Raw genomic sequence first — 25,144 nt, 5'->3', positions numbered from 1 at the left:
AGGGCAGGCCCGCACGCTGAGCACCAGCGTGCGGGCCGGGCGTGGCCTTGTGCTCTACGCCTAGGCGTCCTTCTTGATATCGCTCCTCGCCAACTCGTCCCTCCCGCGCACACCAGTGATGAAGTTATTGGCAAGCGCCGTCGGATCGGGTGCCTTCTCCGTGTCTTCGATCATTTCGATTCCGACGTGCTGGCCGCCGGTTCCGGTGTCCTGATGGAACTGCTGGGCCAGCTCCTGCTGCCTCTGCGGGGTCTGGCTCTTCAGCCACTGCTGGTTGTCGGGGTTGAGCAGGCTCATCAACGTCTGGAGCGGTCCTTCAGCGATGTCGGTCATGGCGGCCTCCTGTTCCTGTGCAGGGCGTCTGGCCCCGCGTGTGCCAGATGGCCGGCGCTCGGGCGCCGGTAGAGGCCCCGTTCCCGGGAACCAGACCGGAAATGTGACCGTGACGGGGGATGCACCCCATTGGCCGTACGACGCAGGTAGACGGGCGTCGCCGCCGCGACTTACGGCACCCCCCGACGCGCACCGCGGCATTCGATCTACCCTCGCCGCATTGATCCGGGCCGCTCGCACCGGACGTAAAAGCCGCGAGCATGCCGGGCGCGATCCACCGGCCGTGACAGACGGACGCAGACCCCCAGACATCTGGGCGGCTGCGCGCCGTCCACGGACGAAAGGACACCGCCATGAGCAACCGCGTGCGTCCCATCGGCCGCCGCAGCGACGGACGGCCGATCTACCCCATCAAGGGCGGCGCCCCCACCCTCATCGAGCAGCGTGACGAGATCGTCCGCCTGCTTCAGGATGAGAACTACGAGGGCGACGTTGACGAGCTGATGCAACGCGCTGACGACATCACCGCGAAGATCGAGCAGGCCAACAACCGGGACGCCCGCCTGCGTTCGCTGCGCGCCGCGGCACTCCCCGCCGGCGACCCCGCCCCGCAGCAGCAGGGCCGGCGCAGCGAGCCGGGCCACCAGCCCGATGACCAGGGGCAGCCCCACCCGGTGACCGTCGCCGAGGCGTTCATCCGCTCCGCCGCGCTGGAGTCCTTCCGGGCCAACGGCAAGCGCGGACAGTTCTCCGTCGACCACCGCGCGGCGCCGGCTGGCACCGTCACCACCGGCACGCAGCCGCAGCAGAACACCCGCGTACCGGGGATCGTCCCCAACAACCCGGACTTCCCGCTGCTCGTGGCGAGCCTGCTCGATCGGCAGACGTCGGACGGGACGACGCTGGAATACATGCGGGACACTTCCGGCCCGCAGTCCACCTGGAATAAGGCCGCGGTCGTCGCGGAAGGCGCGGACAAGCCCAAGTCGGGGCCGTTCACGTTCGACCTGATCACGACGACCCTCAAGACCGTTGCCCACTGGGTGCCGATCACCCGGCAGGCTGCCGATGACAACGGGCAGCTCATGGGATACATCAACGGCCGCCTCACATACGGCCTCGAATACAAGCTCGACCGCGAGATCCTCACCGGCAACGGCACCACCGAAATGCAGGGGATCCTCACCACGCCCGGCATCGGGTCGTATCAGCCCGGCGTCGGCTCGACGGACGTCAAGCTGATCACCGTCCGGAAGGCCAAGACTCAGGGCGAGTTGGCGATGTACCCGCCGACCGCGGTTGTCCTCAACCCCATGGACTGGCAGGACATCGAACTCGACGAGGACGCGAACGGTCAGTTCCGCGTCATCGCCAACGTCACCGACCCCGGCGCCCCCACGCGCCTTTGGGGCCTCACCGTCGTGACCACCGTTGCCATGACTGCCGGTACTGCCCTGCTCGGTGGGTTCCGGACCGGCGCGACGCTGTGGGAGCGGCAGGGCGTGACGATCCTCATGACCGATTCCCACGCGGACTACTTCACCGCGAACACCCTGGTCATCCTCGCCGAGCGCCGCGCGAACGTCGCGGTCCACACCCCGCAGGCGTTCGTGAAGGTGACGTTCGCCGCGGCCACCTGATCGCCCCTTCCCCCGTCCGACACGACACCGTGAGGAGGCCAGCGATGGCCGCACGTAGTAAGTCCGACACCCCCCACGAGCAGTCCACCCCGGCCGCCGTCCGCACACAGGAGTACGCCGCCGGCACCGGATGGGACGTCGGCCAGACGGCGCCGTCGGACGCGTTCCGTGCACTGGACTCCGCCGGGAACGGCGAGTCCGTCGGGCCCGTCGTCCACTCCCACCCCGGTGGGTACGCCCGGCAGATCGTCGCCAAGGGCGGCCTCATCACCGAGGGCGTCAAGCGTGACCTCGACGCCGCCGACTCCGACGGCACCGAGGACTGACGCCGGTGTACTGCTCTGTGGCGCAGGCGCGAGACGCGGGGACGACCGGCACTGACGCCGAGCTGGCCGCGTGGATCACTGCTGCCATGGAGCGGATCACCGCGTACACGCGTCAGCAATTCGAACCCCTCGCCATGGTGGTGGTGGGGGACGTGGCGCCTGGTGGGTTGGTGCTCCTCCCGCGTCGCGTCCGGTCGGTCTCGTCGGTGGCCCCGGTGGTCACCGACGGGGCCGACGACGCCCCGTCGCTCCCGTCGTCGGCCTACCGCGTCACGTCGTCTGACGTGCTCGGACAGGTTGACGCCGTACACCTTGCGTGGCGCGGCTACGACGATCTCATCGTCGGCGCCGAATCATGGAACGGCGGTTGGGCCGGCCTGCTCGACGGGTGGGGATCAGAACAGGTCCGCGTATCCGGAGAGTTCGGCTACGCCGAGGTGCCGCCGCTGGTGGCGCAGGCCACCGCTCTCCTCGCTGCGCACGTCCAGGCGCAGGCCGCGCCCTCGGACGCCGACGCCGAGCAGGACCCGAGTCTCACCGTGGACGACGAGGGCAACAACGTCGCCATCGAGGACACCGACGACGCCCCGTCGTCGCCCGTCTCGGCATCGGCGTCGACCGGCTCGACGCAGGTAGACGCGCTCCTCGCCCCGTACCTCAACGCGGGCGTCAACCTCCTCGGAGGTGTGTGATGGCCCGTCGATACTTCAACACCAGCGCCAGCGCCCGCATCGACACCCGATCCTACGAGCGGGGCCTACGCCGCTACCTCGGCCGCATGAGCGACGACGTCAAGCGCGCCGTCGAGCGCACCGGCACCGACGTCCAGAACGAAGCCCGACGCCTGGCACCCGTCGATACGGGCCGGCTGCGGTCCTCGATCGTGTCCCGCCGCGAGGGCGGTATCCGGGGTGTCGGCTACGCGGTCGGCACCAACGTCAACTACGCCGCGGCCGTCGAGTACGGCACCGCGCCGCACGTCATCACCCCTAAGAACGGCAAGGCCCTGTACTGGCCCGGCGCTGCTCACCCCGTCGCCAAGGTCAACCATCCCGGCACCCACGCGCAGCCGTTCCTACGACCGGCCATCGAGCGTACGGACTTCTTTTTCCGGTTCAACATGGCCGGCGTCCGGGGTGGCCGCTGATGGCCGCGAGCACCGAGGGCGCCATCAAGGCCCGCCTCGAATCACTGGCGTTCGGTGTGCCCGCGTTCCGGGACGGGCCCCGTGAGGGACAGGCACCGCCGTTCATCGTGATCGAGCAGCAGGACATCACGACGAACCAGCGGGCGAGCGGAGATTTCAGGGACCCTGACGCCGAGGTCACCGTCATCGAGACCCTCACCGTCGACCTCATCCAGCACGCACGCCTCAAGGCCGGCCCCCGTGTCGCGCGCAATGCGGAGCGCTACGGCCTCGCCGAGACGATCGCCGTCGCGCTGCATGGGTGCCAACTCCCCACGTCGCCGGTCCCGGTGACGGCCATCCGCGTCCGGGACATCGACCGGTTCCCCATCGCCGGCAACCGGATCCGGCACTCGATCACCGTCGAGGTACACCGCGCCCTCTCCCGCACCGAGGTGACCCCCGCATGAGCCAGCCACCGATATACGTCCCCCTCGAACGCCGCGAGGTCGAGCAGTGCCTAGGCAACCGGCTCCCTGCCCGCGTCGGCCGGCCCGTGCTCCGCGTCCCCGCGGACGCCGAGACGCAGACGGGCGGGGTGTGCGTGTTCCCCACCGAGGGTCAGCCGGGGTGGCTGTTCTACCTCCTCGACGGCCTCATCTACGAGCAGGACGCCGGGGCCGTAGACGAGACCCTCGCCGCGCTCATCCCCGGCAGCGTGCTGGAAACCGTGCCGGGCGAAATCCCGGCCGAGGTGCCGCCGAGCCCGTACCCGTCTGATCCGCCATGGGACCCGCCGGGCCTGCGCGCCGACGCCCCAACCGAGTAACCGATCCGGGCCGGACCCCGGCACCAGGAAGGACACACATCATGGCCATGAGCCGAGTGACGAAGCTGTACGCCGTCGAGGACTGCAAGATCTTCCCCCTGCTGTCCGACCCCGCGGGCGGGACCGCGATGTACGGCGAGGGCATCGACGTGCCCGGCATCAAGGAAATGGAGATCTCGGGAGACGTCGAGGTCAAGGAACTGCGCGGGGACAACGGCCTGTTGGACTCCGACTCGGCCATCTCGAACGTCACCGTCTCGTACCCGCACGCCAAGCTGTCCCTCGACGTCCTCAAGGCCCTCATCGTGAGCACCGTCACGGACTCCGGGACGACCCCGGCACAGAAGACCAAATGGTCGATGAAGCAGGGCGCCAAGCCCCTCCCCTACAAGATCGAGGGCAAGACCCCCACGGGCGGCAGCGACGCCATCACCGGTGACGTGCACTTCACGCTCTTCAAGTGCGTCATGTCCTCATTCCCCGGCCTCGGGTTCGCGGAGGAGGACTACCGCACGATCGAGAACGAGGCCCGCGCCGTGCCGCTCGCGTCCACCGGCGAATGGGTCGACGTCGAGATCAACGAGACCGCCACCGCCATTGACACCACGGCGACCCCGGCGCCGTAGCCCGCCGGGCGGGATCCCACGCGCCCGCCCGGCCCCCACACCACACCCGCAGGCCGAAACCCGGCACTGACCAAGGGAACCATCATGACCACTGGCCTTGACCTGCTCGCCGAGGGCGGCACCGTCACCCTCACCGACGGCACCGAGGTACCGCTCAGGTACTCATTCCGCGCCCTCGCCCTCATCGAAGCGCGGTTCGGCTCCGTCGCCGCCGTACAGACCGCCATCGACGCCAACGGCGCAGCTTTCGGCCCTCTCCTCGAAATCGTCGGCGCCGGCTGCGTCGGGCCCGGTGGGTTCGAGCCGCACATCCGCGAGCACCAGGACGCCAAGGGCAACCGCACCGTCACGGAGATCGTCTACCGCCGCCGCACCGACGGCGCGAACCTCGCCGATCTGCTGCACCCCGGCCGCCTCGACGAGTACACCAGCGCGTTCACCAAGGCCCTCGACCGCGCCCTCAAGAGCACGGGAAACGGAGCAGCGGCGACCGAGGCCGCGCCCCCGACCGAGACGGTTTCCCCTGGTCTGAGTGCTACTACCTCGCCGTCGGTGCCCTCCACATTTCACCCGGCGAATTCTGGGACATGACGCTGTGCCAGCTCACCACGCTGGCCGACCAGCACCAGGCCGCCCACCGGGGCGGCGAGTCCCGATCCACCCCGTCCGACGGCAGTTCCCTCATGGGGCTGGCATCGATGCGCCGCGCCTAGGAGGTGTCCGCGATGGCCGATGAGATCAACCTGCCCAACCTGGTGTCTCACCTACAGGTGGACTTGCAGAACACCAGCGGCATCATCGCGGACGCCACCCGCCAAGGGTCCGCCGTCGGGCAGGCCCTCGGCGAGTCCCTGCAACGCCGGGTGCAGGCGGCGACCAATGACATCCCGCCCGTTGTCATCACCGATGAGAGCAACGCATTCGATCGGGACCTCGACCGCATCCGGCGGGAGTTGCAGCAGCTCGGCGAGCAGCGCATCGGCGTCGATATCAGCGTCGAGGACGCGCTCAGGCAGATGTACCGGCTCGAACCCCACATCGAGCGCCTCGCCCGCACCCACCCCGACATTGACGTACGGGCGTCCGTCGCCGACGCCGCGGCCAACCTTGCGGACATCCGTGCCGCCGCCCGCGCCGTCGATGCGGTCGAGCCTGAGATTGACGTGCACGTCGAGGTGCGCGACGCCGAGGCGACCACCGAACGTCTGCGGGGCGCCCTCGGCCGGCTCGGCGAGATGGGCGGGAGCATCGCCGGCCTCGCGGGGAGTTTCGCCAGAGTGAGCGCGGCGGTGGGCGCGGTCGTGCCGGTCGTCGCCGGTCTGTCGGCGACCCTCGTACAGGTTGCCCCGGCCGCCGGAGTAGCGGCCACCGGTGTCCTCGGACTGGCCGCAACGGCAGGCACGTTCAAACTCGCCATGACGGGTGTGGGCGACGCCGTCACTGCTGCCCTCGATCCCGAGGCCGCGGGCAAGTACGGCGAGGCTCTCGCCAAGTTGTCGCCGCACGCGCGGTCGTTCGTCGAGGCAATCCACCAGGCACAGCCGGCCCTCGACGCCATCAGGCGCAGCGTCCAGGACAAGGTTTTCGCGGGCCTCGACACGCAGCTGAAGAGCACGGCCACGGCCACGCTGCCCGCGCTGCGGCAGGCCCTCGACACGTCGGCCGGGACGCTCAACCGGATGGCCACAAGCGTCCTCTCGGCGGCCCGGAGTCTCGGCAAGGACGGCACTCTCGGCATCGCGCTCAAGGGCGCCACGGCGGGTCTCGGCTCGTTCTCCCGGCTGCCTGGGATAGCGGTGCAAGGGCTGGTGCAGATCGGCGCGGCTGCCGCCCCGTCGTTTCAGCGGCTTTCGTCGGTTGCGGGCGGTGCCCTCGACAAGCTCTCGGCGAAGATGTCGACCGCTTTCAAGAGCGGCGCCATGCAACAGGCGATCGAGCAGGCGATCAGCCTGATCGGTCAGCTCATGAGCGTGGCGGGGAATGTCGCGAGCATCATCGGCAGCATCTTCTCAGCCGCGCAGACGTCCGGCGGCGGATTCGTCGGGATGCTCAAAGAGATCACAGGCTCGATGAAAACGGCATTCGCCAGCCCGGAAGTTCAGGGCGGCCTCAAGGCACTCTTCGGGACGATGTCGCAGCTCGCGAAAACCGCCGGCCCGCTTCTCGGGCAGGTGCTCAAGGTAGTGGGCGGGGTGCTGGAAAAGCTCGGGCCGCCGGCGCAGACACTCATTAAGGCCCTCGGTACCGCGCTCCAACCCGTCATCAAGGCCCTCGGCCCTGTGCTGGTGACCGCTGCTGGCGCGGTCGGATCGCTGGTCACCGCGCTCGCCCCACTCCTCCCGGTCGTCGGCAAGATCATCGCTGCGCTGCTGCCCGCCATCCAGCCGATCTTTGGAGCGCTCGGCCGGATCTTCGCATCCATGGCACCGATCGTCTCCAACCTCGCGGAAGGACTTGGCAACTACCTTGCGCCGGTGATCGGTGGACTCGCCCAGATCATCAGTAAATTGATCGTCGGAAACGCTGATCAACTCGTCGTCATCTTCGACAACCTCGCGCCACTCATGCCGACCATTGCGGAAGCCATGGGAACGGTAGGTAAGTCCGTCGGCAAGGTCTTCACTGCACTCGCCCCGCTATTGCCGAAGCTCACCGAATTGGGCACCAAGGTCCTTTCAGAGCTATTGCCCAAGTTGATCCCTCTCATTGAGCCGCTCGCCAAAATCGCCGCAAGGATGATCGCTTTCGGCGCGGTCGCCATCGAGAAATACGCCATTCCCGCGATCGAGCACATCATCGATTTCCTCGACGGCCTGAAAGGGAAACTCCAACCCGGCATTGACGCCGTCAAGTGGCTGACCGACAAGATCAGCGGCGCTTTCGAATGGCTCTACGATCACCTCGTCGGACACAGCGTCATTCCCGATATGGTCAGCGGCATCGTCTCCTGGCTTGCCGGCCTGCCCGGCAAGGCATGGTCCGCCGTGTCGTCACTGCCCGGCCGGATTGCGTCCCTCGCTAGCGACGCGGCCAACCGGTTTTCCGGCCTGATCCGGTCCGGCATGAGCCAGGCAGTCTCATGGGTCAGAGGGTTGCCCGGCCGCATCTCCGGTGCCCTCGGCAACCTTGGCTCCCTGCTCTGGAACGCCGGCTCATCCATCGTGCGGGGCCTCATTGCAGGCATCCGGTCAGCGATCCCCGGCGTGCAGTCGGTCCTCAACGGGCTCACCAACATGATCCCGGACTGGAAGGGGCCGAAACGGCGGGACGCCACGCTGCTCACGCCCGCCGGTAAGACCCTCATCAAGGGCCTCATCGACGGCATCGACGCGAGCACCAAATCCCTCAAGAGCAAACTCGGGCAGGTCACGACACTCATCGAACGGTCCATCGGGATCAACTCGCAGAACCGCCGCAAGACCAGCGGACTCGGGTCTCTGCTGGCGCGGGTCGAGCGGGACAACGCCAGCATCATTCGGCTGGCCACCCGGCGGGACTCTGCCGCAAAGAGCCTTGCTGCCGCCACGAAGAAGTTGACGGACGTCACCAAAGAGCGCGACAAGTTGGCGGCCGAGACCAAGACGAAGATCTTGGGCGAGGCGCAGATCACCGAGGGTCAAGCCGACCTGAACTCGGTGACCGCCATCACCGTCGGTCTGCAACAGGCAGTGAAGCGCACGCAGGCGTTCGCCGCGCAGATCGCCGCGCTCCGCAAACGGGGGTTGCGCGCCGACCTGGTGCAGCAGATCACGGACGCCGGAGTCGAGGGCGGGTCAGCCACCGCCACGGCCCTATCGCGCGCGTCGGCCGCCGACCTTGCCCGCATCAACTCCCTTCAATCGCAGCTCTCGACGGCCGCCGGCCAAGTGGGTAGCACGGTCGCTGATCAGATGTACGGCTCAGGTGTCCGCGCCGCACAGGGTCTTGTCGACGGCCTCAAGAAGTCACAGGCCAGCATCGAGCGGCAGATGGAGAAGATCGCCGCCTCGATGGTGCGGGCAATCAAGAGCAAGTTGAAGATCCACAGCCCGAGTCGGGTGTTCGCCGACATCGGCGCGCAGACAGCCGAGGGCCTACGCCGCGGCATGCTCTCGGCTACAGGCGCCATTGCCGCCGCGTCCGCATCGATGGCCGGCGCCGCCACGGGCGCCGCAACAGCGGTTGCCCGCGTCGCGTCCGGCGTGCCCACCGCGGGCGCGCTCAGCTCTGCCTACGCGGGCGCAGGCGCAGCCGGCCCCACCACGCAGACGTTCAACCTCTACCAGACCGACGCCACCCCGGACGGCATCCTGCGGGCCCTGTCCTGGTCTGGCCTCGTAGGGAGGCGGTGACCATGCCCGAGGCCATCGGCCGTATCCAGTGGGGCCCGCTCACGTTCGGGCCCGGCAGCCCGTACGGCGTCGAGGCGGTCGTAGGGCTCGACGATCTGCCCGACGTCCGCGGCGACGACACCGACCGCCCGAACCAGCACGGCGAGTATTCCGGCTCCGACTTCACCGGGGCACGCACCATCCAAATCGGACTGGCCATCCGCGCCGACTCACCCGACGAACTGCGCTCCCTCAAGGTGGCGTTGCGCGCGGCCACGCAGCCGGGCCGCGCGCCGGCACCGGTGCAGTTCCTCGACTGGGACCTCCTCGCGTACGGCAAGGTCCGCCGCCGCAACATCCCCTACGACGCCCATTTCCTGTGGCGCACCGGTGAGGCGGCCATCGAGATCTACTGCCCGGACCCGCGGCTGTACTCCCTCGCCGAGCACACCGCGCAGACCACGGCGTACAGCCCATCCGCGGGCCGCACGTACCCGCTCGTCTACCCCCGCGTGTACGGCGACGCCGGATCGTCCGGACGCCTCACCATCCACAACGGCGGCGACAGTGAGGCGTACCCCCTGCTGCGCATCGACGGGCCCGTTGCTCAACCGGTCGTCGAACTCATCGGCGGGGACCCCGAGGACGAAAGCGGCAGTGCCACTCTCAGCCTCACCGGCACTCTCCAGACCGGCGAGTACCTCCTCATCGACACTCGCACCCGCGCCGTACTCCTCATGGGTTCCGCGCCGCGCCGCGACTGGGTGCGCGCCGGATCACAGTGGCCGGTCCTCGGCCCCGGAGACAACGAACTCGCCTACCGCGGCGCCGCCCTGCCCGGCGCGCCCGGACAAACGTCACTGCTCACCGTCACGTGGCGGGACACGAGCCTGTAGGAAGGAAGGCCACCCATGGCCGAGGTCAACCCGCCCGCATGGATGCAGGCAGGATCGTACGCTGCCCGGACCGACCGGCTCGGCGCCATCTCCGCCGGACTCTGCTACCCCGGCTTTCTCGCCGACGAGTCGACGCCGCTCCGCATCCGGCAGGGCGTCAAGCCCAGCTACCAGAATTACCAGCTCAAGGCCCGCGCCGCGGCCACCCCGAACATGACGGTGACCGTCAGCGCCGGGTACGCGTGGATCGACAATCACGACGTCGGCGGATACGGCGCGTACACCTGCGTCAACGATGCGGACAAGATCCTCACGATCGCCCCGGCAGGCGCGGCCGGCCAGTACCGCAAGGATGCGGTCGTCGCCTCGGTGTACGACGCCGAGACCAGCGGCAGCGTGTCGGAATGGCGCCTTGAGGTCATCCAGGGCACGTATGCCGCGAGCGCCGGTGCCGCGGTCCTGCCGTCCCTGCCCGCGTCGTGCCAGATCTTGGCGTCGGTGGCGGTGAACCCATCGGTCACGAGCATCACGGCCGGCGTCATCACCGACATGCGGAACTACACGGTCAGCGCCGGCGGAGTCCTGCCGGTGCCCTACACCCTGTTGCCCACGCGCCCGCACCCCGGACAGGTGATGTACCTGACCGATGTTGATCAGTTCGTCTATGGCAAGGCCGACGGGACGATCGTGCCCCTCGCCCTCGGTTCCGGGAGCGGCGGTTTCGCCCGCAAGAGCGCGGACACCTCACGCAGCAGCACCGTCACCATGACGGCGGACCCCCACCTCACGATTAGCGTCGCCACCTACTCGACGTACACCGTTGATGCCTACCTCATCTATCAGTCCAGTACGGCAGGTGACGTCAACGTCGCCATCTCCGGCCCGACTTCCGCGGAAGGGTCCTGGTCGGCCGTCGGCTACGGCCGCAGCGTGCCCGCCACCGTGGCCACCGACGGTTGGACGGTCCGCATGAACCCCAACAACATTGCCTCGGTGCAGCCGCGCACGTACGGCGGTGACACCGTGGATGAGACCCTCCACATGCGCGGCATTCTACGCACCGCAGGCACGGCCGGGCAGTGCGCTGTCCAGTGGTCGCAGGCCGCGAGCGACGCAACCGCGACGATCATGCGGGCGGATTCCTGGCTCCGGCTCACGCGGGTGGCGTGATGGCGCATACCTACACGTACCTGTTCTGTGACCTGCGCACGGACGCAGTCCTCGCGGAACTCCCACTACGTGACGTGAAGTACGGCACCGAACTCAACGGCATCGGCGCCCTCTCCGCGGTCGTCCCGTACAACGACGACACCATCCCCCTCGATCCGGACACCGCGACGCGGCCGAGCCGCACCGCCCTGTACGTCGACCGTGACGGGGTCATCGTCTGGGCCGGCATCGTGTGGACCCGCGTCCGCGCCAACGGCGGCAAGGCCATCCAGTGCGCAGAGTTCCTGTCCTACTACCAACAGCGGACCGTCAAAACGACGCTCGCCACCGACACCAGCCTGATCACCAACCCGGAATTCGTCCCCGACGGTCAGCGCCTGTACCCGGACCAGCGGTATTTGGTGTGGTCACTGCTCCGGTACGCCAACGTCCAGCCGTACGGCGACATCGGCGTCTCGATCTCCAACATCGCCACCGAGCCCGGCACCGGAATCAACCGCGTCGCCACCTACTTCGGGTACGAGCGACCGAAGATCTACGACTCGATCGCAGCGCTCGCCGCAGCCGACGACGGATTCGATTTCGGCATCGAGGTGTACTGGACGCAGCCTGCCAACAACGACGCCCCCGAGCGTGTGAAGCGGGCCCGTGTTTGGTACCCGCGGCGCGGCCGGCAGACGGCGGCAGCGTCCGGGCTGGTGTTCTCCAACGGCGGGCCCGAGCCGAGCATCATCGACTACGACTGGCCAGAGAACGGCACCGACCTCGCCACCGAAGTGACCGGCCTCGGCGCGGGAAACGGCGAGGCAAAGCTCTCCTCGACGCAGCAGGCCACCGCCCTCCTCGCCGCCGGCTATCCCCTGCTGGAAGCGGTGACGACGTACGGGGACGTCCTCGACCAATCGAGGCTGGACGCCACCGTGCGAGCCGACGTCGCCGCCCGGTCGCAGGCCGACGTTCAACCGGAGTTCGAGGTGATGGCCGACGCCGATCCGTCGTTCGGGTCGTACACCGTCGGGGACGTCGCCCTGTTCGTGATCGAGCCCGATGAGCAGACCCCGGCCGGCCGGCGCGGAGAGCTGCGGATCCTGTCCATCGAGACGACCGCGGCATCTGGCTCGGAGCGCATCACCCTCAAGTGCGGGGCGGTGTAGGCCATGCCGACGTACTCAAAGCAGCGGGACCCGATGGAGCGCCTCGCGATCCTTGAGGAACGCCTCGCGCAGTTGGAACGGTCCGGCCGCGAGCGGGACGAGATCCCGTTCTTTCCCACGAACAGCCGCACCATCGCGTACGACGACGCGTCGGCCGCCCTCGTCACCACATGGGAAACGATCATCAGCCCCCGCACGGCGCTGCTCTCCCTCGGCCTCGTCTTCATCGGCGACTACGTCAGCCCGAACTACACCGGCGGCCTGTGGCAGGTGGTCGTGAACGACTCGGTGGTTGTCGGGTCCGGCGCGGTCCCGGCATCGCTGACGTACGTCCTGCCGACCCTGTCCATCGACCTCGCCCCGTACCGCAATTCTCCGGATCTCAAGATCCAGATTCAGACCCGCCGCACCAGCGGCTCAACGACCGGCGGGAAGTTCGGCGGCGGCGGATCCATCGGGTCCGCGCCCCGCTTCGCACGCCAACTCTGAAAGGACCGACATGGCAACTCCCCTCACCTTCACCCGCTTCGTCTCTGCTCTGCGGGCCGAGGGCCTCACCGTCGAAATCGTCGGGGACGCTGCCCACCACAACCGCGCCGGACACGGCGCGTGGGGCCCGATGAACGGCGTGATGATGCACCACACCGTGACCAAGGGCGCCGCCTCGACCGTCGACATCTGCCGCCGCGGCTACGCCACGCTGCCCGGCCCGCTGTGCCACGGCGTGATCACCAAGGACGGCACCGTTCACGTCGTCGGGTACGGCCGCGCGAACCATGCGGGTCTTGGTGACGATGACGTACTCCGCGCGGTGATCGCCGAGTCTTACGGCGACCGGCCGCCGGCCGCGAACGAGGCGAACACCGACGGCAACGGCAGGTTCTACGGGTTCGAGTGCGAGAACCTCGGCGACGGCAAGGACCCGTGGCCGGCCGTCCAGTACGACGCCATGGTCAAGGCCGCGGCTGCCCTGTGCCGGGCGCATGGCTGGTCGGCGCGGTCGGTGATCGGCCACAAGGAGTGGCAGCCGGGGAAGGTCGACCCGCGCGGCGGACGGTTCGCCGACATGGGCGACTACCGGGACGACGTCGCCGACCGGCTCAAGGTGAAACCGGGCGGCGGCGCCCCCTCGACCTACACCGTCCGGTCCGGCGACACGCTCGGTGCCATCGCGAAGCGCTACAAGACCACCGTCAAGAGGCTCGCCGCGCTCAACCACCTCAAGGACCCCGACGTGATCCGCGTCGGTCAAAAGATCAAGCTCAAGTAGGGAGACGTCATGCCCACAGCACCCGTCGAAAAGAAGGTGAGCGCGGCGACGCTCGCCAGCCTCGCCGCCGCCGTCGCCATCACCCTCCTCAACGCCACCCTCGGTGACACCGAACTACTCGGCACCGCCCCGGCATGGTTGCAGCACCTCGCCACCCTCATAGTCCCGCCGCTCGTGACGTTCCTCGGCGGATACACCGCACAGCACACGCCGCGCCTCGGGTCGCGGTCCCTGCCCGAATAGGAGGACCCCCGTTGGACGCCACCGCACTCGGCAGCCTGCTCGTAGGCGCGGGCGCAGTAGCCGGCGCGGCGGTGGCGTTCCTCGGCAAGAGGGGTGAGACCGCCCTCAACGGCTACTCCAGCCTCACCGACAACCTGCAAGAGGAGCGCGACCGCCTCGACCGCAAGGTCAGTGAGCAGGCGGCCGAACGCGCCGCCGACCAAGCGGAGATAGCACGGCTCCGCGCCCTCGTCACCCACCTCGGAGGTACCCCGTGACCCGCGCCGAGCACGCCCTCGCCCGCCGCTGGCGGTCCCTCGCGCTCGTGTGCACCCTCGTCGCGCTCGCCGGGGCGGTCCTCATCATCTGGGCCCGCATCTCCACCGAGGCCAGCCGCGCCGACCAACTCGCCGCCGAGGCGGACCGACGCGGCAGCGCAGTCACGACGCTCGCCACCGACGTCCGCAAGCTGCGCACACAGATCAAGGGCGAGGGCGGCACCCCGGTCGCACCAGACCCCGCGCGGGCAGTCAAGGGCCTGCCGGACCGGGCCCGCGTCCCGGTCCCGATACCCGGCCCGCGCGGCTCACAGGGGCCACCAGGCAAGCCGGGGCCGACGGGCTCATCCGGGAAGAGCGGGTCACCCGGCGCCTCGGGAGATGACGGGGCAGCGGGCAAGGATGGCGCGGACTCCGTCGTACCGGGACCGGCCGGCCCCGCGGGACCCGCCGGACCCGCCGGACCCGCGGGCCCGCCCGGTGCGGACGGCGCGGACGGACGGGACGGGACGGACGGAGCCGACGGCCGCGCCGGACAGACGTGCCCCGACGGCTACTCACTACAACCGCCGCCGGACGATCCCGACGCGCTCGTCTGCCGCCGCGACGGCGCCCCGGCCCCAGAGCCCGGCCCGACCACAACGCAACCCGCGATCATCGCGCCCGAGCGGCGCCGCTCCTGACCTCAGGCAGACGAACGCCCCACCTCCCGCAAGGAGGTGGGGCGTTCGCGTTCTCGCCGGTCAGATCTTGTACTCGTACCCGATCGTCAACTTGGGCGGCAGGCACCATTCCCCGTACAGCATCACGCCGTCGGCATCCGACCACTCGTGAGTACCGGCGAGGATCGGCGCGCCGACCGCGATGCCGAGGTGGCCGGCCTCGCGCTGGTCGGCGGCGCGGCCGTGCATGGCGTCCCGGCCGTTGGTTACGGTCCGGCCGGTGGCCTGCTCGATCTGTCGCATAAGGTCATTGCCGCGTCCGGGGTGCTCGGCGGTGGCCGATCCGGGCGCGGTGTCGAGGAGGTCGGGCACCAACTCGGCGAACTCAGCCGGGTACCAATCGACTTCCAGCGCGAGGCGCTGCGCGCCGGTCCCGATGACGTACTCGCGGCGGATGACTTGATCGCCGGGGTCCTGGTCGAAAAGCTCAGCGACGTACAGCGGCGGAACGATAAGGGCGGCGGAGAGCACGCGCTTTGTCTCGCCATCACCGAGGACAGAGCCCGTGCGGCGGACGCGTTCGAGGCGGTCGGCGGGCGCCGCGGTATTGACCACCTCGTCGGAGACCCACGAACCCCGCTGAGTGGTGACGATCCACCCTTCGGTACGGAGCCAGGCCAAGCCGGCGCGCACGGTGGCGGTCGCGTAGCCGGTTTCTTCGGACAGCTCGCGGACGGTGGGGAGTTTGTCACCAGGACGCAGTTCCCCGTCCCGGATCTTCTGGCGGTACAGCTCGGCGAGGCGGAGATTCGGGGTGCTCATGCGCCGAGGGTCCCACAGCGCCACCCTTTTGAGCTAGCTCACGTCGAGGTCTTGTGTTTGCGCTAGCTCACTCTCTACTCTCGGGCTATCTCAGTCACAGCGAGTGGACGGGAAATGACCATGAGTGCCGTATTGCCGGCCGCGCTGCCTGTGGCGGCCGACCAGATCCCCATTGACGTGCACACCATCGACGGCACCATCGTCCGAGCCATGAGCATGAGCCGCGAGCGGCTCGACGCTGACCGACTGGCCGAGTTGGACGAACTGCTCCGCGGGCATATCGCGTTGCTCCTCCCGCCCATCCGAGAGACGGCGGCCAAGCTGTGGCACGGCGGCACCGCCTGGTACCAGCAGGCCGCCCGGCTCGACGGCATCGCCCGGCAGGCCGAGACGGAGATCAGTAGCACGCCGTTTGCTGCGCTGGTGCAGGTGCAACTCCTCGCCCGCGACTGCCAATGGCTCTTGAACCAGCACACAGGCCAGAAATGAGCAGTGGGCGGACGGCCGAGATCACGCTTCCTCAGTGCGGTGCACACCCGGCTAGACCGTGTGGCGCTATGTCCGCCCCGCGCGCCCACTTGGCGCCCTTGAAACTCCCGCCGCGCTGCGACCCCCGAGGCGCCGCGGGACAGGTCAGCCGCCGCACCTGCCCGCGGCGGCTGGCCGCACTCTCAGACCCCCGCCCCGGCCGGAGATTCCTTGGCCGGACACCGACCGGGACGGGTCCGGGCCTCGCTCAAGAGGCCCTTGCAAGTGCACCCCCGGCGCGCGGAAAGACCCCGCGCCGAATGAGCACCTGGAGGAACCATGCGATACCGATTCGACCTGGTCAAGAACGGTGGCGGCGACGAGGACGACGGCAAGGGCGGCAACCCGCCGACCGGCGACAGCGACGACGGCCGCCAGTACAACCGCTAAGTCGCTAATCTCCCGCTCACAGAACCGGGGCCGACTCCCTTCGGGGAGTCGGCCCCTCCCCTCGGAAGGTGCTACATGGAGCCCGCGGCGCACTGGCACGGATTTGCATGGACCGGACACGAGCGGCCCGCCGACAACATCCGCGTCGACCCGAACCAGGCGACACCCCCGCTCGAAATCGCTCATTGGCTGCGGAAGCCGGTGAAGCACGTCGCCGAGACGTTCACGAACGATGAGGCCGGCATCAAGGGCGCGGCGGATTGGATGCGGGCGGGGGGAGAGGAGCACCGGCATCTCTCCGAGGCATCGTTCTCGCTGGATGAGCGCATGACCTATGTGGACGACTGCCTAACGCGGGGCGCGGATGTGGTGTGGGGGTACTACTCGGAGCGTGGTCGGTACGTGTCGCGTGCGCTGGTGGCGTGCGGCATGAGTTCCCGGCCGTGCCCTTACGGCTCCCCGTCCTGAGTCGGTCCGGCAGCAAACAGGCCCCGCCCGGTCCCATCTGGTGGACCGGGGCGGGGCGTTGTCGTCTCCGCCGGGGAGCACCGGGCCTCGCCATCCGCAGCAGTGAACTACTCACGAGTAACAAGGACGCAAGATCTGGCGCTGAGGGTACGAGGGGGGACAGGCCGGCTGCGGAAGGCGCTACCGCACGAGGGGCGCCGCTCCGTCCAGATGACGGAGACGCAGCCTGCCGCCGCCCCGCCCCGTATCCTTGGGGTGGGACGGCGGCGCTCTGATCAGGCCAAATCGAGGGAATCGATAGGCCAAGTGCCTTTACTTAAGATGGCGCAGCGTTGCCAGGGAAAACGCAGGTGAGCACAGCGCTCACTACCCAATACCTTCTAAGCACTTGGCCGCAGGTTCGAGTCCTGCCGGGGGCGCTTTCCAGACCCTCCTTCGGGAGGGTCTTTTTGCTGGTCAGGGTGTGCGGGGCCCGTACCGGCACAAGGCACCGGGCCGCCCCGCACGGTCGCCGAAGGAGTCCGATACCGTCCGGCTGCCACCGGGTTTCCGCGGGTGGCCACGGTGAATACACGGTGAAGTTGCCGCTCACTTTCACCCTCCGGCCGGCGGGCCCCGGGGGGCTCCCGCGGCCTCCATACGTCGCTCGAAATCCTTCATTGAGATCCGCCATTGCCCGGAGATCACCCAGGCACAGGTGGCCAGCGGCACGGGGGGCGCTGTTGCCCCCGCTTGAAGACAGGCCGGCCGCCACCTCCTGCAGTGCCCTTGAGATCGCCCAAGGGGCGAGGTCGGCCGGGTGCGCCCAGCCGTCGCCGCGGAGCAGGAACCGACAATGGCGCAACCGCGATTGTCATGCTCTCGTCTTGCAGGCGACCTTTCCTCGGGCCTCCGGGGCGGCACCCACGAGATCGGCTTCGTGGACGGTTCCTGGGCCACGGTGCGGTTCACGGGCAGCGGTTGGAGTTCATCCGCGGGCCTGTTCCCCCGCCGCCTGGGCCACCTCGACCCGGTTCCGTGACCCGCGACCCGGCGGCGTAGGGCGCCTGCGGCGTCCGGGATTCCTCTGAAGGGCGCGCCCGGTCAGGATCAGTACCTGGGCAGGCTGACGTGTACCTCCAGGCCGCCGCCCTCGCGCGGTACGGCGTGCACGAATCCGCCGTGAGCGCGCGTCACGGAGCGGACGATGGACAGGCCCAGCCCAACGCCCTTGTCGCTGCCGGTGCGTTCCGCGCGCAATCGTCTGAACGGTTCGAAGAGGTTGTCCACTTCATACGCCGGGACCATCGGTCCGGTGTTGGAGACGGTCAGCGAAACGTGGTCGGAGTCGGCCGTGGTGCCCACTTCCACCCATCCGCCATCGGGGACGTTGTAGCGGATTGCGTTCTGCACCAGATTCATTGCGACCCGCTCGAGCAGAACGCCGTTGCCTTTGACGAACGCGGACCGGCGTACTCCGCGCAATTCCACACCGGCCGCCTCCGCCTCGGTGCGGGACTGGTCGACGGAGAGCGAGGCCACCTCGGCCAGATCGACGGAATTTCGTTCGGCGATCTCGTTCTCGCTGCGGGCGAGAAGCAACAGCCCTTCGACGAGTTGTTCGCTGCGTTCGTTGGTGGCCAGCAGGGTCTTGCCCAACTGGGCGAGTTCCGGTGAGACATCCGGGTCGGACATCTGCACCTCCAGCAGGGTGCGGTTGATCGCGAGCGGGGTGCGGAGTTCGTGCGAGGCGTTCGCGACAAATCGCTTCTGGGCGTTGAAGGCCCGATCGAGCCGTTCCAGCATGCCGTCGAAAGTGTCGGCGAGTTCCTTCAGTTCGTCATCCGGCCCGTCGAGTTCAATGCGCTTGTGCAGATCCGAGCCGGCCACATTGCGCGCCGTACGGGTGATGCGGCCGAGCGGCGACAGCACGCGTCCGGCCATGAGGTAACCGACCGCGAACGCCAGCACCGTGAGGCCGATCAGAGCGGCCAGCGAGCGGTTCAGCAGGGTGCCGAGTGTGGTGGCGCGCTGATTTTCCATGCAGGCGTCCAGGATGGCGTTGAACTCTCCGATGTTCTGCGCCCGGCGGACCTGCGGACAGACATCGCTGGACAGCCTCAGTTCATTGCCGTCGAGGATGTGGAAGGCCGGGCCGCTGCTGCGCAGGACCTGCGCGGCCAAAAGATAAATGATCAGCAGGAGCACCACTCCCGCCATCAGAAACATGCCGCCGTACAACAGCGTCAGCCTTATCCGGATGGTGGGGCGCAGTTGGGAAAAGTCCCGGGCGGGCTCGCGTTGTCGCCACCGGCGTGGGGAGGTTTCACTGCGGTCCGCGTACGGGGGATGCGCCGGCCGCGGCGGGAGGGAAAGCGGACGCGCCTCAGCCACGACGGGACAAAGGGTCGCGCCCGGACTGCGACTCCCTCACACCCTGTGACCGACCAGTGCTCGGGGCCCGTCGGCGATGACCACTGAATTCGGTTATGCACACGGTGGGCACGTGTCCTTTCGTCCGGAGCGAGTTCGCCACCATCGTGCCCGGAAGTCACCTAAGCCGGTGGTAAGGCCGGGCGGTACGGGACCCGGAACGGGCTGGGGCACGGGGCGGGGAGGGCCGGGAGGGGATAGGGAGCGGGGTAGGGGATCTTCGTTCTCGGTTATGGGGGGCTGTCGGCCGTTGCCGGGCGGGATTCTTTCGGTTTTTGGTGGGGCGTTTGTCTGACAGACCGGAAAAAGCGGAACAATTGCCACAGGGGGTCGTAGTCTGGTCAGAGCGCCTTGTGATCAGGACGACCGCTGATCAGAACGCCCTACCGCAGCGCCGGTGAGTGACGGAGGCGGCGCATGGCCGATCCGCATGGCTTTCTCAAGAGTCCGCGTCGTCCCGTGCCGCCGCGCCCGGTGGAGGAACGGCTGGGCGACTGGTGCGAGGTCTACGCCGGGCAGACGCTGCTTCCGGTCGTGTCCGAGCAGGCGGGACGCTGTATGGACTGCGGCATACCGTTCTGCCACAGCGGGTGTCCGCTGGGAAATCTGATCCCGGAGTGGAACGTGTTCGCGGCGCACGGCGACTGGCGGGCCGCTGCGGAGCGGCTGCACGCCACGAACAACTTCCCCGAGTTCACCGGGCGGCTGTGCCCGGCGCCGTGCGAGGACGCCTGTGTCCTGTCCATCAACGCGGACCCGGTGACGATCAAGAACGTCGAGCAGGCCATCGCCGACCAGATCTGGGAGCGCGGGTACGCGTCGCCCCATCCGCCGAAGCGGCTCAGCGGGAAGAGCGTCGCCGTCATCGGATCCGGGCCCGCCGGTCTCGCGGCGGCGCAGCAGCTGACGCGTATCGGACACCGCGTGGCCGTCTACGAGCGGGCCGACCGCATCGGCGGGCTGCTGCGCTACGGGATCCCCGCGTTCAAGTTGGAGAAACGGCACCTGGACCGGCGTCTGGAGCAGATGCGGGCCGAGGGCACCTCGTTCCGCACCGGGGCGGACATCGGCGGGGATCTCGACGCCGCCGAGCTGAGGGCGCGGCACGACGCCGTGGTCGTGGCCGTCGGAGCCCGAGAGCGGCGGGAGCTGCCCGTTCCCGGCCGCGAGCTGGGCGGCATCCATCAGGCCATGGACTACCTGACGTTCGCCAACCGGGTCACGGAGGGCGATTACGCCTCGCCGCCTGTCACCGCCGAGGGCAAGCATGTGGTGATCGTGGGCGGCGGGGACACCGGCTCGGACTGCCTGGGCACCGTACTGCGTCAGGGCGCCGTCTCCGTGCTGCAGCTGGACGTCAACCCGGAGCCGGGCGACACCCGGGCGGACGCCGAGCCCTGGCCCATTTACCCGAAGGTCTACCGGATCTCCCACGCCCATGAGGAGGCCCGCGGCAGGGAGGGGGGCGACCCCCGGATCTTCGCCTCGGCCACTCTCCGCTTTGTGGGGAGCGCGGCGGGCGACGTGCGCGCGCTGTGCCTGACGGAGGTCGAGCCGGGAGTCAGGAGCCCGCGGCCGGGTACCGAGCGGTGGATACCGGCGGAGCTGGTGGTGCTCGCGCTCGGCTTCTCGGGCCCGGAGCGGGGTACGGGGCTGATGCGGCAGCTCGGGCTCAGCCTGGACGAGCGGGGAAATTTCGCGCGGGACGGCAGCTTCTCGGCCGAGCGGATGGCGGGTGCCGGTGCGGGAACGGGGGCGGGGACGGGGACGGCTGAGCAGGCGGAGCAGGCCGATCGGAATGAACGGGGAGAGCGGGACCGGTGCGGTGCCCGTATCCCGGTGGAAGGGGTCTTTGTCGCGGGCGACGCGGGACGCGGTCAGTCGCTCGTCGTATGGGCCATCGCGGAGGGGCGGGCCGCCGCGGCGGCCGCGCACCGCTATCTGACCGGATCGACCGCGCTCCCGTCACCCATCTCGCCGGAGGACCGGCCGCTGGCCGTATGACGTCACACGGCAGGCGGCAGGCGGCAGGCGGCAGGCGGCAGGCGGCAGCCACATCAAGGGGTCTCCGTCACAGCCGGACCGTCTTGCGGGGCTGCTGCTTCGCTCCCGTCAGCAGGCCGTGCAGGGAGGCGAATTCGTCGACGCACTTGGCGGTGCCGTTGACCACGCAGTCCAGGGGCTGGTCGGCCACGACGACCGGTACGCCGGTCTCCTCGCCCAGCCGCTCGTCCAGGCCGCGGAGCAGGGCGCCGCCGCCGGTGAGGGCGATGCCGCGTTCGATGATGTCGCCGGAGAGTTCCGGCGGGCAGGCGTCGAGGGTGCGGTGCACGGCGCGGACGATCGCGTCGACCGGTTCGGTGAGGGCCTCGCGGATCTCCTCCTCGGTGATCTCCTGGATGCGCGGCAGTCCGCTGATGTGGTCGCGGCCCCGGACGGTGAAGGACGTGCGGCGGGTGGGGACGCCCTCCTCGTCGGTGTCGAGGGGGGTCCAGGCCGCGGAGCCGATCGCGATCTTGATCTCTTCGGCGGTGCGCTCGCCGATGGCCAGCGAGTGCTCCTTCTTGATGTACGTGGTGATCGCGGTGTCGAGGGCGTCGCCCGCGACGCGCAGGGACTGGGCGGTGACGATGCCGCCCATGGACACCACGGCCACCTCGGTGGTGCCGCCGCCGATGTCCACCACCATGCAGCCGACCGGCTCGTCCACCGGGAGGCCGGCGCCGATCGCCGCGGCCATCGGCTCCTCGATGAGATGCACCTCGCGGGCTCCGGCGCCCCGGGCGGATTCGACCACGGCCCGCCGCTCGACGCCCGTGATGCCGGAGGGGACGCAGATGACCACCCGCGGGCGGGACAGCCGACGGCTGCCGGGCAGGGCCTTCTTCATCAGGGCCCGCAGCATCTGTTCCGCGGCGTCGAAGTCGGCGATGACGCCTTCGCGCAGGGGACGCATGGCGGTGATGCCGGACGGGGTGCGGCCGATGGTGCGCTTGGCGTCCGCGCCGACGGCGATGACGTCGCCCACGGCGTTGACGGCGACGACGGACGGCTCGTTCAGCACCACGCCTTTGCCGCGCGCGTACACCAGGGTGTTGGCCGTGCCGAGGTCGATGCCGATGTCGTACGTACCGGACGAAGTGCTGGACGCCATGGGGAGTTTGGCTGCTTTCTCGGTCGCTTGGTCTGTGGGGCCCGGACGGTGATCGTCTCGGGCGCGGATGCTCGGTAGGGGTGGGTGGCGGAAGCGGTTGGGCGTGGGTCACTGTCGGGCGATGAGCCGTCCGCGGTTCCGCGGTGGGCGGTCGGCGGTCGGATCGGGGCGTTGGGTACGGGAGTTGGGGGCCTCGTCGTCCAGGCGGCTCCACGGGGTCACGAAAGGCGGCAATTGCGGGCAATTATCTAGACTACTGGCGGCGCCGAATGGTTCCTGCACGCGGGACCACGCCGGTGGAGATCGCCGCTCGCACTCCGCGTCCGCGCACCGTGACGCAGCCGCCTCAGGTGCCGCGCCGGCCCTCCCGCGCCGCACGGTTGCGGCCGCCCGGCCCGCGGGACAGGGCACCGGCGAGGTCGTCGAGGGCATCGAGGAGCAGGTCGGCGGCGCGCACGGCGACGCCTTGGCCGTCGCTCCCGGCGTTCCACTCCTCCCATTCGGCGCGCAGCTCGCTCCAGTCCAGCTCCTCCCGCTCGCGGACCGCGTGGGCCGCGCGTTCCAGCGCGGGGCGCAGGGCGGCGGCGAACGCGTCGGCTCCGGGGGAAGGTTCGGCGTCCTTGGCGGGCAGGTGGGCCTCCAGGATCATCGTGACCCGGCCCATCGTGGCCAGCGCGGAGCCGGCGGCGGTCGCGGCGGTGCGGGAGAGGCCGCGGTGGCGTACGGGTTCCTTCTCCGCGCGGGCCTCGCTCTCCTCCCATGCGACGCGGGCCGCGCGGGCGTCCAGCAGGGACTCGCGCACCTGCCGCGGGCGGCGTTCGGCGGGGCGGGCGTAGAGGCCGTACACCGCCAGCGCGTAGCGCCCGTTGGCCTCCAGCCACTCGGCGAGGCGGTCGCGCAGCCTGGGGGTCTCCCAGGCGGGGAACAGGGCGTACGACAGCATCGCGAGGAGCCCGCCGATGAGGGTGAGGACGATGCGTTCCTGCACGGTCTGCTCCCAGCCCTCCCCCGCGATGCCGAGCAGGAAGATGACGTAGGCGGCCACGCAGGCGGACGTCACGGCGAAGCCGGTGCGCATCAGCAGGTACATGAACGCCACGCTGACGACGGCGAGTCCGGCGCTGACGACGACGCCGGGGTGGGTGAGGGCCATCAGCCCGCCGGCGACGGCGACGCCGGCGAGGGTGCCGCTGAAGCGGGCGACGCCGCGGGAGTAGGTCTGGGCGAAATCAGGGCGCATGACCATGACGGAGGTGAGCGGGGCCCAGTAGCCGTGGCCGAAGGGGAGCGCCGCGCCCAGCAGGTAGCCGGCCGCGGCGACGCCGCAGACGCGCAGGGCGTGCCGGAAGATGTGCGAGGACCAGCGGGTTTCCCGGTGCAGGGCGCGGAGGGCGGCGGGCACGAGCCGGGGCACGCTGGGGCGCAGCAGGTGGCCGCGTTCGGCTTCGGTGGTGGGCCGGGTGGCCTGGACCGGTTCGTCGGTGAGTTCGACGGCGTCGGCGAGCAGGGAGATCAGGCGGTAGGCGGAGCGGCGGGCGGCGCCCGCCAGCATGGGCCCGCTCTCGGGGACTTCGAGGGTGGCCATGGCCTCGGGCGGCAGCCGGACGGGCTTGGCGTGCCGGACGGCGTGCGCGACGGCGTCCAGGACGGTGGCGGCGGCGTGCAGGAGATCGAGGACGCGGTCGCGCTGCGGGCCGTGCATGGGGGCGCCGACGACCGGGTCGGCGAGCGAGGCGAGGACGGGCCTGAGCTGTTCGGCGAGACCGCGGGGGCCGTGGAGTTGGACGGGGCGCCGCCTGGCCTGGCGCGGGGTGACGGCGGAGGCCAGCCGGGCGTCCATGAGGGGGGCGGGGTCGAAGGGGGCGACCGGGTCCTGGCGCAGGCGTCGGGCGTAGTCGGCTTCGGCGGCCAGGGCGTCGGCGAGTGCGTCGCGCTGCACCCCCCAGGGGCGGACGGGGAAGACGATGATGAGGAGGGCCTGGACGAGGCCGCCGAACGCGATCAGGGCGGCGTGTTGCAGGGCGCCCAGGGTGGATGTCGGCAGGGTGACGGTGATCAGCATGACGGCGATGGTCTGGGTGCCGGTGAGGCCGGCGACCGGGCCGATCGCCCAGGCCATGCCGGCGAGGAGCGTCCAGCCGGCCAGCAGCAGGACGAACGCGAGGACATGGTCGGCGGCGAGATAGCCGAAGAAGGTGGAGACGGCCAGCGCCCCGGCCGCGGCGAGCGCGAGGACCGGGCGCGGGCGCATGCTGCGCTGGAAGGTGACGATGCCGGAGGAGAACGCGCCGAAGGCGGAGGAGACCGCGAGGATCGGGTCGCCCAGCCACAGGCACAGGGCGATGACGATGGCGACGCCCATCGAGCCGCGGATGGCGATCAGAGGGGTGAGCTTGATCCGTTCGATGGTCAGCCCGGAGCGGGCCGTCTGCTTCAGCGCACGCGACCACGTCATGGCCAGAGAATACGGTCCGGAGCCCGGCCTTCCGGAAGGGTTGGTGCCGGTCTTCCGTGCGCGGTGCCGGGTG

At 69.6% G+C, this 25,144-nt stretch carries 26 protein-coding genes; 21 read left to right on the top strand and 5 right to left on the bottom strand.

The window, feature by feature from the left end:
• Positions 1-60: 60 nt before the first annotated feature.
• Positions 61-333: a hypothetical protein gene (locus QOM21_RS23900; protein ID WP_407553083.1), complete on the bottom strand. Its 273-nt coding sequence runs from the start codon at positions 331-333 to the stop codon at positions 61-63.
• 353 nt (positions 334-686) lie between these two features.
• On the opposite strand from QOM21_RS23900, the gene QOM21_RS23895 reads away from it, so the two are divergent.
• From QOM21_RS23895 to QOM21_RS23810, 18 genes are all read left to right on the top strand, one after another.
• Positions 687-1,973, top strand: coding sequence for a phage major capsid protein (locus QOM21_RS23895; RefSeq protein WP_407553081.1), 1,287 nt, complete (start codon positions 687-689; stop codon positions 1,971-1,973).
• Between the two features lie 44 nt (positions 1,974-2,017).
• Positions 2,018-2,299: a hypothetical protein gene (locus QOM21_RS23890; RefSeq protein ID WP_407553079.1), complete on the top strand. Its 282-nt coding sequence runs from the start codon at positions 2,018-2,020 to the stop codon at positions 2,297-2,299.
• 5 nt (positions 2,300-2,304) lie between these two features.
• Positions 2,305-2,991: a hypothetical protein gene (locus QOM21_RS23885; RefSeq protein WP_407553077.1), complete on the top strand. Its 687-nt coding sequence runs from the start codon at positions 2,305-2,307 to the stop codon at positions 2,989-2,991.
• Positions 2,991-3,446 (top strand): HK97-gp10 family putative phage morphogenesis protein, encoded by a 456-nt coding sequence (locus tag QOM21_RS23880; RefSeq protein WP_407553075.1) that lies wholly within the window; start codon positions 2,991-2,993, stop codon positions 3,444-3,446. Before QOM21_RS23885 ends, QOM21_RS23880 begins: the two co-directional genes overlap by 1 nt.
• Positions 3,446-3,895, top strand: coding sequence for a hypothetical protein (locus QOM21_RS23875; protein WP_407553073.1), 450 nt, complete (start codon positions 3,446-3,448; stop codon positions 3,893-3,895). The genes QOM21_RS23880 and QOM21_RS23875 overlap by 1 nt, the downstream gene beginning before the upstream one ends.
• The gene (locus QOM21_RS23870) at positions 3,892-4,254 is read left to right on the top strand and encodes a hypothetical protein (protein ID WP_407553071.1); all 363 of its coding nucleotides are present in this window, start codon (positions 3,892-3,894) and stop codon (positions 4,252-4,254) included. Before QOM21_RS23875 ends, QOM21_RS23870 begins: the two co-directional genes overlap by 4 nt.
• Before the next feature lie 41 nt (positions 4,255-4,295).
• Positions 4,296-4,880 (top strand): phage tail protein, encoded by a 585-nt coding sequence (locus QOM21_RS23865; protein ID WP_407553069.1) that lies wholly within the window; start codon positions 4,296-4,298, stop codon positions 4,878-4,880.
• An 84-nt stretch (positions 4,881-4,964) separates the two neighbouring features.
• Entirely contained in the window at positions 4,965-5,471 is a 507-nt protein-coding gene (locus tag QOM21_RS23860; RefSeq protein WP_407553067.1) for a hypothetical protein, read from the top strand.
• Positions 5,444-5,593 (top strand): hypothetical protein, encoded by a 150-nt coding sequence (locus QOM21_RS23855; protein ID WP_407555776.1) that lies wholly within the window; start codon positions 5,444-5,446, stop codon positions 5,591-5,593. Before QOM21_RS23860 ends, QOM21_RS23855 begins: the two co-directional genes overlap by 28 nt.
• A gap of 12 nt (positions 5,594-5,605) precedes the next feature.
• Complete coding sequence (locus QOM21_RS23850) at positions 5,606-9,211, top strand: hypothetical protein (RefSeq protein WP_407553065.1); 3,606 nt, start codon at positions 5,606-5,608, stop codon at positions 9,209-9,211.
• A gap of 2 nt (positions 9,212-9,213) precedes the next feature.
• On the top strand, positions 9,214-10,086 hold the full coding sequence (locus tag QOM21_RS23845; protein ID WP_407553063.1) for a phage distal tail protein: 873 nt from the start codon (positions 9,214-9,216) through the stop codon (positions 10,084-10,086).
• 15 nt (positions 10,087-10,101) lie between these two features.
• The gene (locus tag QOM21_RS23840; protein ID WP_407553061.1) at positions 10,102-11,256 is read left to right on the top strand and encodes a hypothetical protein; all 1,155 of its coding nucleotides are present in this window, start codon (positions 10,102-10,104) and stop codon (positions 11,254-11,256) included.
• Positions 11,256-12,410 (top strand): hypothetical protein, encoded by a 1,155-nt coding sequence (locus tag QOM21_RS23835; protein ID WP_407553059.1) that lies wholly within the window; start codon positions 11,256-11,258, stop codon positions 12,408-12,410. Before QOM21_RS23840 ends, QOM21_RS23835 begins: the two co-directional genes overlap by 1 nt.
• Positions 12,411-12,413: 3 nt before the next feature.
• Positions 12,414-12,899 (top strand): hypothetical protein, encoded by a 486-nt coding sequence (locus tag QOM21_RS23830; RefSeq protein WP_407553057.1) that lies wholly within the window; start codon positions 12,414-12,416, stop codon positions 12,897-12,899.
• A gap of 10 nt (positions 12,900-12,909) precedes the next feature.
• A complete protein-coding gene (locus tag QOM21_RS23825) occupies positions 12,910-13,680 on the top strand; it encodes an N-acetylmuramoyl-L-alanine amidase (protein WP_407553055.1) in 771 nt (256 codons plus the stop codon).
• A 9-nt stretch (positions 13,681-13,689) separates the two neighbouring features.
• The gene (locus QOM21_RS23820; RefSeq protein WP_407553054.1) at positions 13,690-13,923 is read left to right on the top strand and encodes a holin; all 234 of its coding nucleotides are present in this window, start codon (positions 13,690-13,692) and stop codon (positions 13,921-13,923) included.
• A gap of 11 nt (positions 13,924-13,934) precedes the next feature.
• Positions 13,935-14,180, top strand: a complete 246-nt coding sequence (locus QOM21_RS23815) for a hypothetical protein (protein ID WP_407553052.1) — start codon at positions 13,935-13,937, stop codon at positions 14,178-14,180.
• Positions 14,177-14,863, top strand: a complete 687-nt coding sequence (locus tag QOM21_RS23810; protein WP_407553050.1) for a collagen-like protein — start codon at positions 14,177-14,179, stop codon at positions 14,861-14,863. Before QOM21_RS23815 ends, QOM21_RS23810 begins: the two co-directional genes overlap by 4 nt.
• A gap of 60 nt (positions 14,864-14,923) precedes the next feature.
• Here the strand turns inward: QOM21_RS23810 and QOM21_RS23805 are convergent, their stop codons facing one another.
• Positions 14,924-15,664, bottom strand: a complete 741-nt coding sequence (locus QOM21_RS23805) for a GntR family transcriptional regulator (RefSeq protein ID WP_407553048.1) — start codon at positions 15,662-15,664, stop codon at positions 14,924-14,926.
• Between the two features lie 120 nt (positions 15,665-15,784).
• Between QOM21_RS23805 and QOM21_RS23800 the strand changes: the two genes are divergently transcribed.
• Both QOM21_RS23800 and QOM21_RS23795 read left to right on the top strand, forming a co-directional pair.
• Positions 15,785-16,153 (top strand): DUF6415 family natural product biosynthesis protein, encoded by a 369-nt coding sequence (locus QOM21_RS23800; RefSeq protein WP_407553046.1) that lies wholly within the window; start codon positions 15,785-15,787, stop codon positions 16,151-16,153.
• 504 nt (positions 16,154-16,657) lie between these two features.
• Positions 16,658-17,050 (top strand): hypothetical protein, encoded by a 393-nt coding sequence (locus QOM21_RS23795; protein ID WP_407553044.1) that lies wholly within the window; start codon positions 16,658-16,660, stop codon positions 17,048-17,050.
• Between the two features lie 1,089 nt (positions 17,051-18,139).
• Here the strand turns inward: QOM21_RS23795 and QOM21_RS23790 are convergent.
• Complete coding sequence (locus tag QOM21_RS23790; protein ID WP_407553042.1) at positions 18,140-19,423, bottom strand: sensor histidine kinase; 1,284 nt, start codon at positions 19,421-19,423, stop codon at positions 18,140-18,142.
• A gap of 456 nt (positions 19,424-19,879) precedes the next feature.
• Here QOM21_RS23790 and QOM21_RS23785 point away from each other — a divergent pair, with 456 nt between their 5' ends.
• Positions 19,880-21,466: a glutamate synthase subunit beta gene (locus QOM21_RS23785; RefSeq protein WP_407553041.1), complete on the top strand. Its 1,587-nt coding sequence runs from the start codon at positions 19,880-19,882 to the stop codon at positions 21,464-21,466.
• Between the two features lie 67 nt (positions 21,467-21,533).
• Here the strand turns inward: QOM21_RS23785 and QOM21_RS23780 are convergent, their stop codons facing one another.
• Both QOM21_RS23780 and QOM21_RS23775 read right to left on the bottom strand, forming a co-directional pair.
• Entirely contained in the window at positions 21,534-22,616 is a 1,083-nt protein-coding gene (locus QOM21_RS23780) for a rod shape-determining protein (RefSeq protein ID WP_407553039.1), read from the bottom strand.
• 346 nt (positions 22,617-22,962) lie between these two features.
• The gene (locus QOM21_RS23775; protein ID WP_407553038.1) at positions 22,963-25,071 is read right to left on the bottom strand and encodes an FUSC family protein; all 2,109 of its coding nucleotides are present in this window, start codon (positions 25,069-25,071) and stop codon (positions 22,963-22,965) included.
• Positions 25,072-25,144 lie beyond the last annotated feature (73 nt).

The organism is Streptomyces sp. Pv4-95, from assembly GCF_045782725.1.
Lineage (GTDB): Bacteria > Actinomycetota > Actinomycetes > Streptomycetales > Streptomycetaceae > Streptomyces.
The sequence above is the reverse complement of the archived record's forward strand: the minus strand, read 5'-3'. Positions and strand labels throughout refer to the sequence as shown.

Bases quoted from the DNA above. Each gene is read 5' to 3' on its own strand.
- QOM21_RS23890 (WP_407553079.1), top strand. From the start codon at position 2,018: ATGGCCGCACGTAGTAAGTCCGACACCCCCCACGAGCAGTCCACCCCG.
- QOM21_RS23845 (WP_407553063.1), top strand. From the start codon at position 9,214: ATGCCCGAGGCCATCGGCCGTATCCAGTGGGGCCCGCTCACGTTCGGG.
- QOM21_RS23800 (WP_407553046.1), top strand. From the start codon at position 15,785: ATGAGTGCCGTATTGCCGGCCGCGCTGCCTGTGGCGGCCGACCAGATC.
- QOM21_RS23880 (WP_407553075.1), top strand. From the start codon at position 2,991: ATGGCCCGTCGATACTTCAACACCAGCGCCAGCGCCCGCATCGACACC.
- QOM21_RS23820 (WP_407553054.1), top strand. From the start codon at position 13,690: ATGCCCACAGCACCCGTCGAAAAGAAGGTGAGCGCGGCGACGCTCGCC.
- QOM21_RS23775 (WP_407553038.1), bottom strand. From the start codon at position 25,071: ATGACGTGGTCGCGTGCGCTGAAGCAGACGGCCCGCTCCGGGCTGACC.
- QOM21_RS23870 (WP_407553071.1), top strand. From the start codon at position 3,892: ATGAGCCAGCCACCGATATACGTCCCCCTCGAACGCCGCGAGGTCGAG.
- QOM21_RS23850 (WP_407553065.1), top strand. From the start codon at position 5,606: ATGGCCGATGAGATCAACCTGCCCAACCTGGTGTCTCACCTACAGGTG.
- QOM21_RS23895 (WP_407553081.1), top strand. From the start codon at position 687: ATGAGCAACCGCGTGCGTCCCATCGGCCGCCGCAGCGACGGACGGCCG.
- QOM21_RS23780 (WP_407553039.1), bottom strand. From the start codon at position 22,616: ATGGCGTCCAGCACTTCGTCCGGTACGTACGACATCGGCATCGACCTC.
- QOM21_RS23785 (WP_407553041.1), top strand. From the start codon at position 19,880: ATGGCCGATCCGCATGGCTTTCTCAAGAGTCCGCGTCGTCCCGTGCCG.
- QOM21_RS23840 (WP_407553061.1), top strand. From the start codon at position 10,102: ATGGCCGAGGTCAACCCGCCCGCATGGATGCAGGCAGGATCGTACGCT.
- QOM21_RS23805 (WP_407553048.1), bottom strand. From the start codon at position 15,664: ATGAGCACCCCGAATCTCCGCCTCGCCGAGCTGTACCGCCAGAAGATC.
- QOM21_RS23835 (WP_407553059.1), top strand. From the start codon at position 11,256: ATGGCGCATACCTACACGTACCTGTTCTGTGACCTGCGCACGGACGCA.
- QOM21_RS23875 (WP_407553073.1), top strand. From the start codon at position 3,446: ATGGCCGCGAGCACCGAGGGCGCCATCAAGGCCCGCCTCGAATCACTG.
- QOM21_RS23795 (WP_407553044.1), top strand. From the start codon at position 16,658: ATGGAGCCCGCGGCGCACTGGCACGGATTTGCATGGACCGGACACGAG.
- QOM21_RS23825 (WP_407553055.1), top strand. From the start codon at position 12,910: ATGGCAACTCCCCTCACCTTCACCCGCTTCGTCTCTGCTCTGCGGGCC.
- QOM21_RS23900 (WP_407553083.1), bottom strand. From the start codon at position 333: ATGACCGACATCGCTGAAGGACCGCTCCAGACGTTGATGAGCCTGCTC.
- QOM21_RS23860 (WP_407553067.1), top strand. From the start codon at position 4,965: ATGACCACTGGCCTTGACCTGCTCGCCGAGGGCGGCACCGTCACCCTC.
- QOM21_RS23865 (WP_407553069.1), top strand. From the start codon at position 4,296: ATGGCCATGAGCCGAGTGACGAAGCTGTACGCCGTCGAGGACTGCAAG.
- QOM21_RS23830 (WP_407553057.1), top strand. From the start codon at position 12,414: ATGCCGACGTACTCAAAGCAGCGGGACCCGATGGAGCGCCTCGCGATC.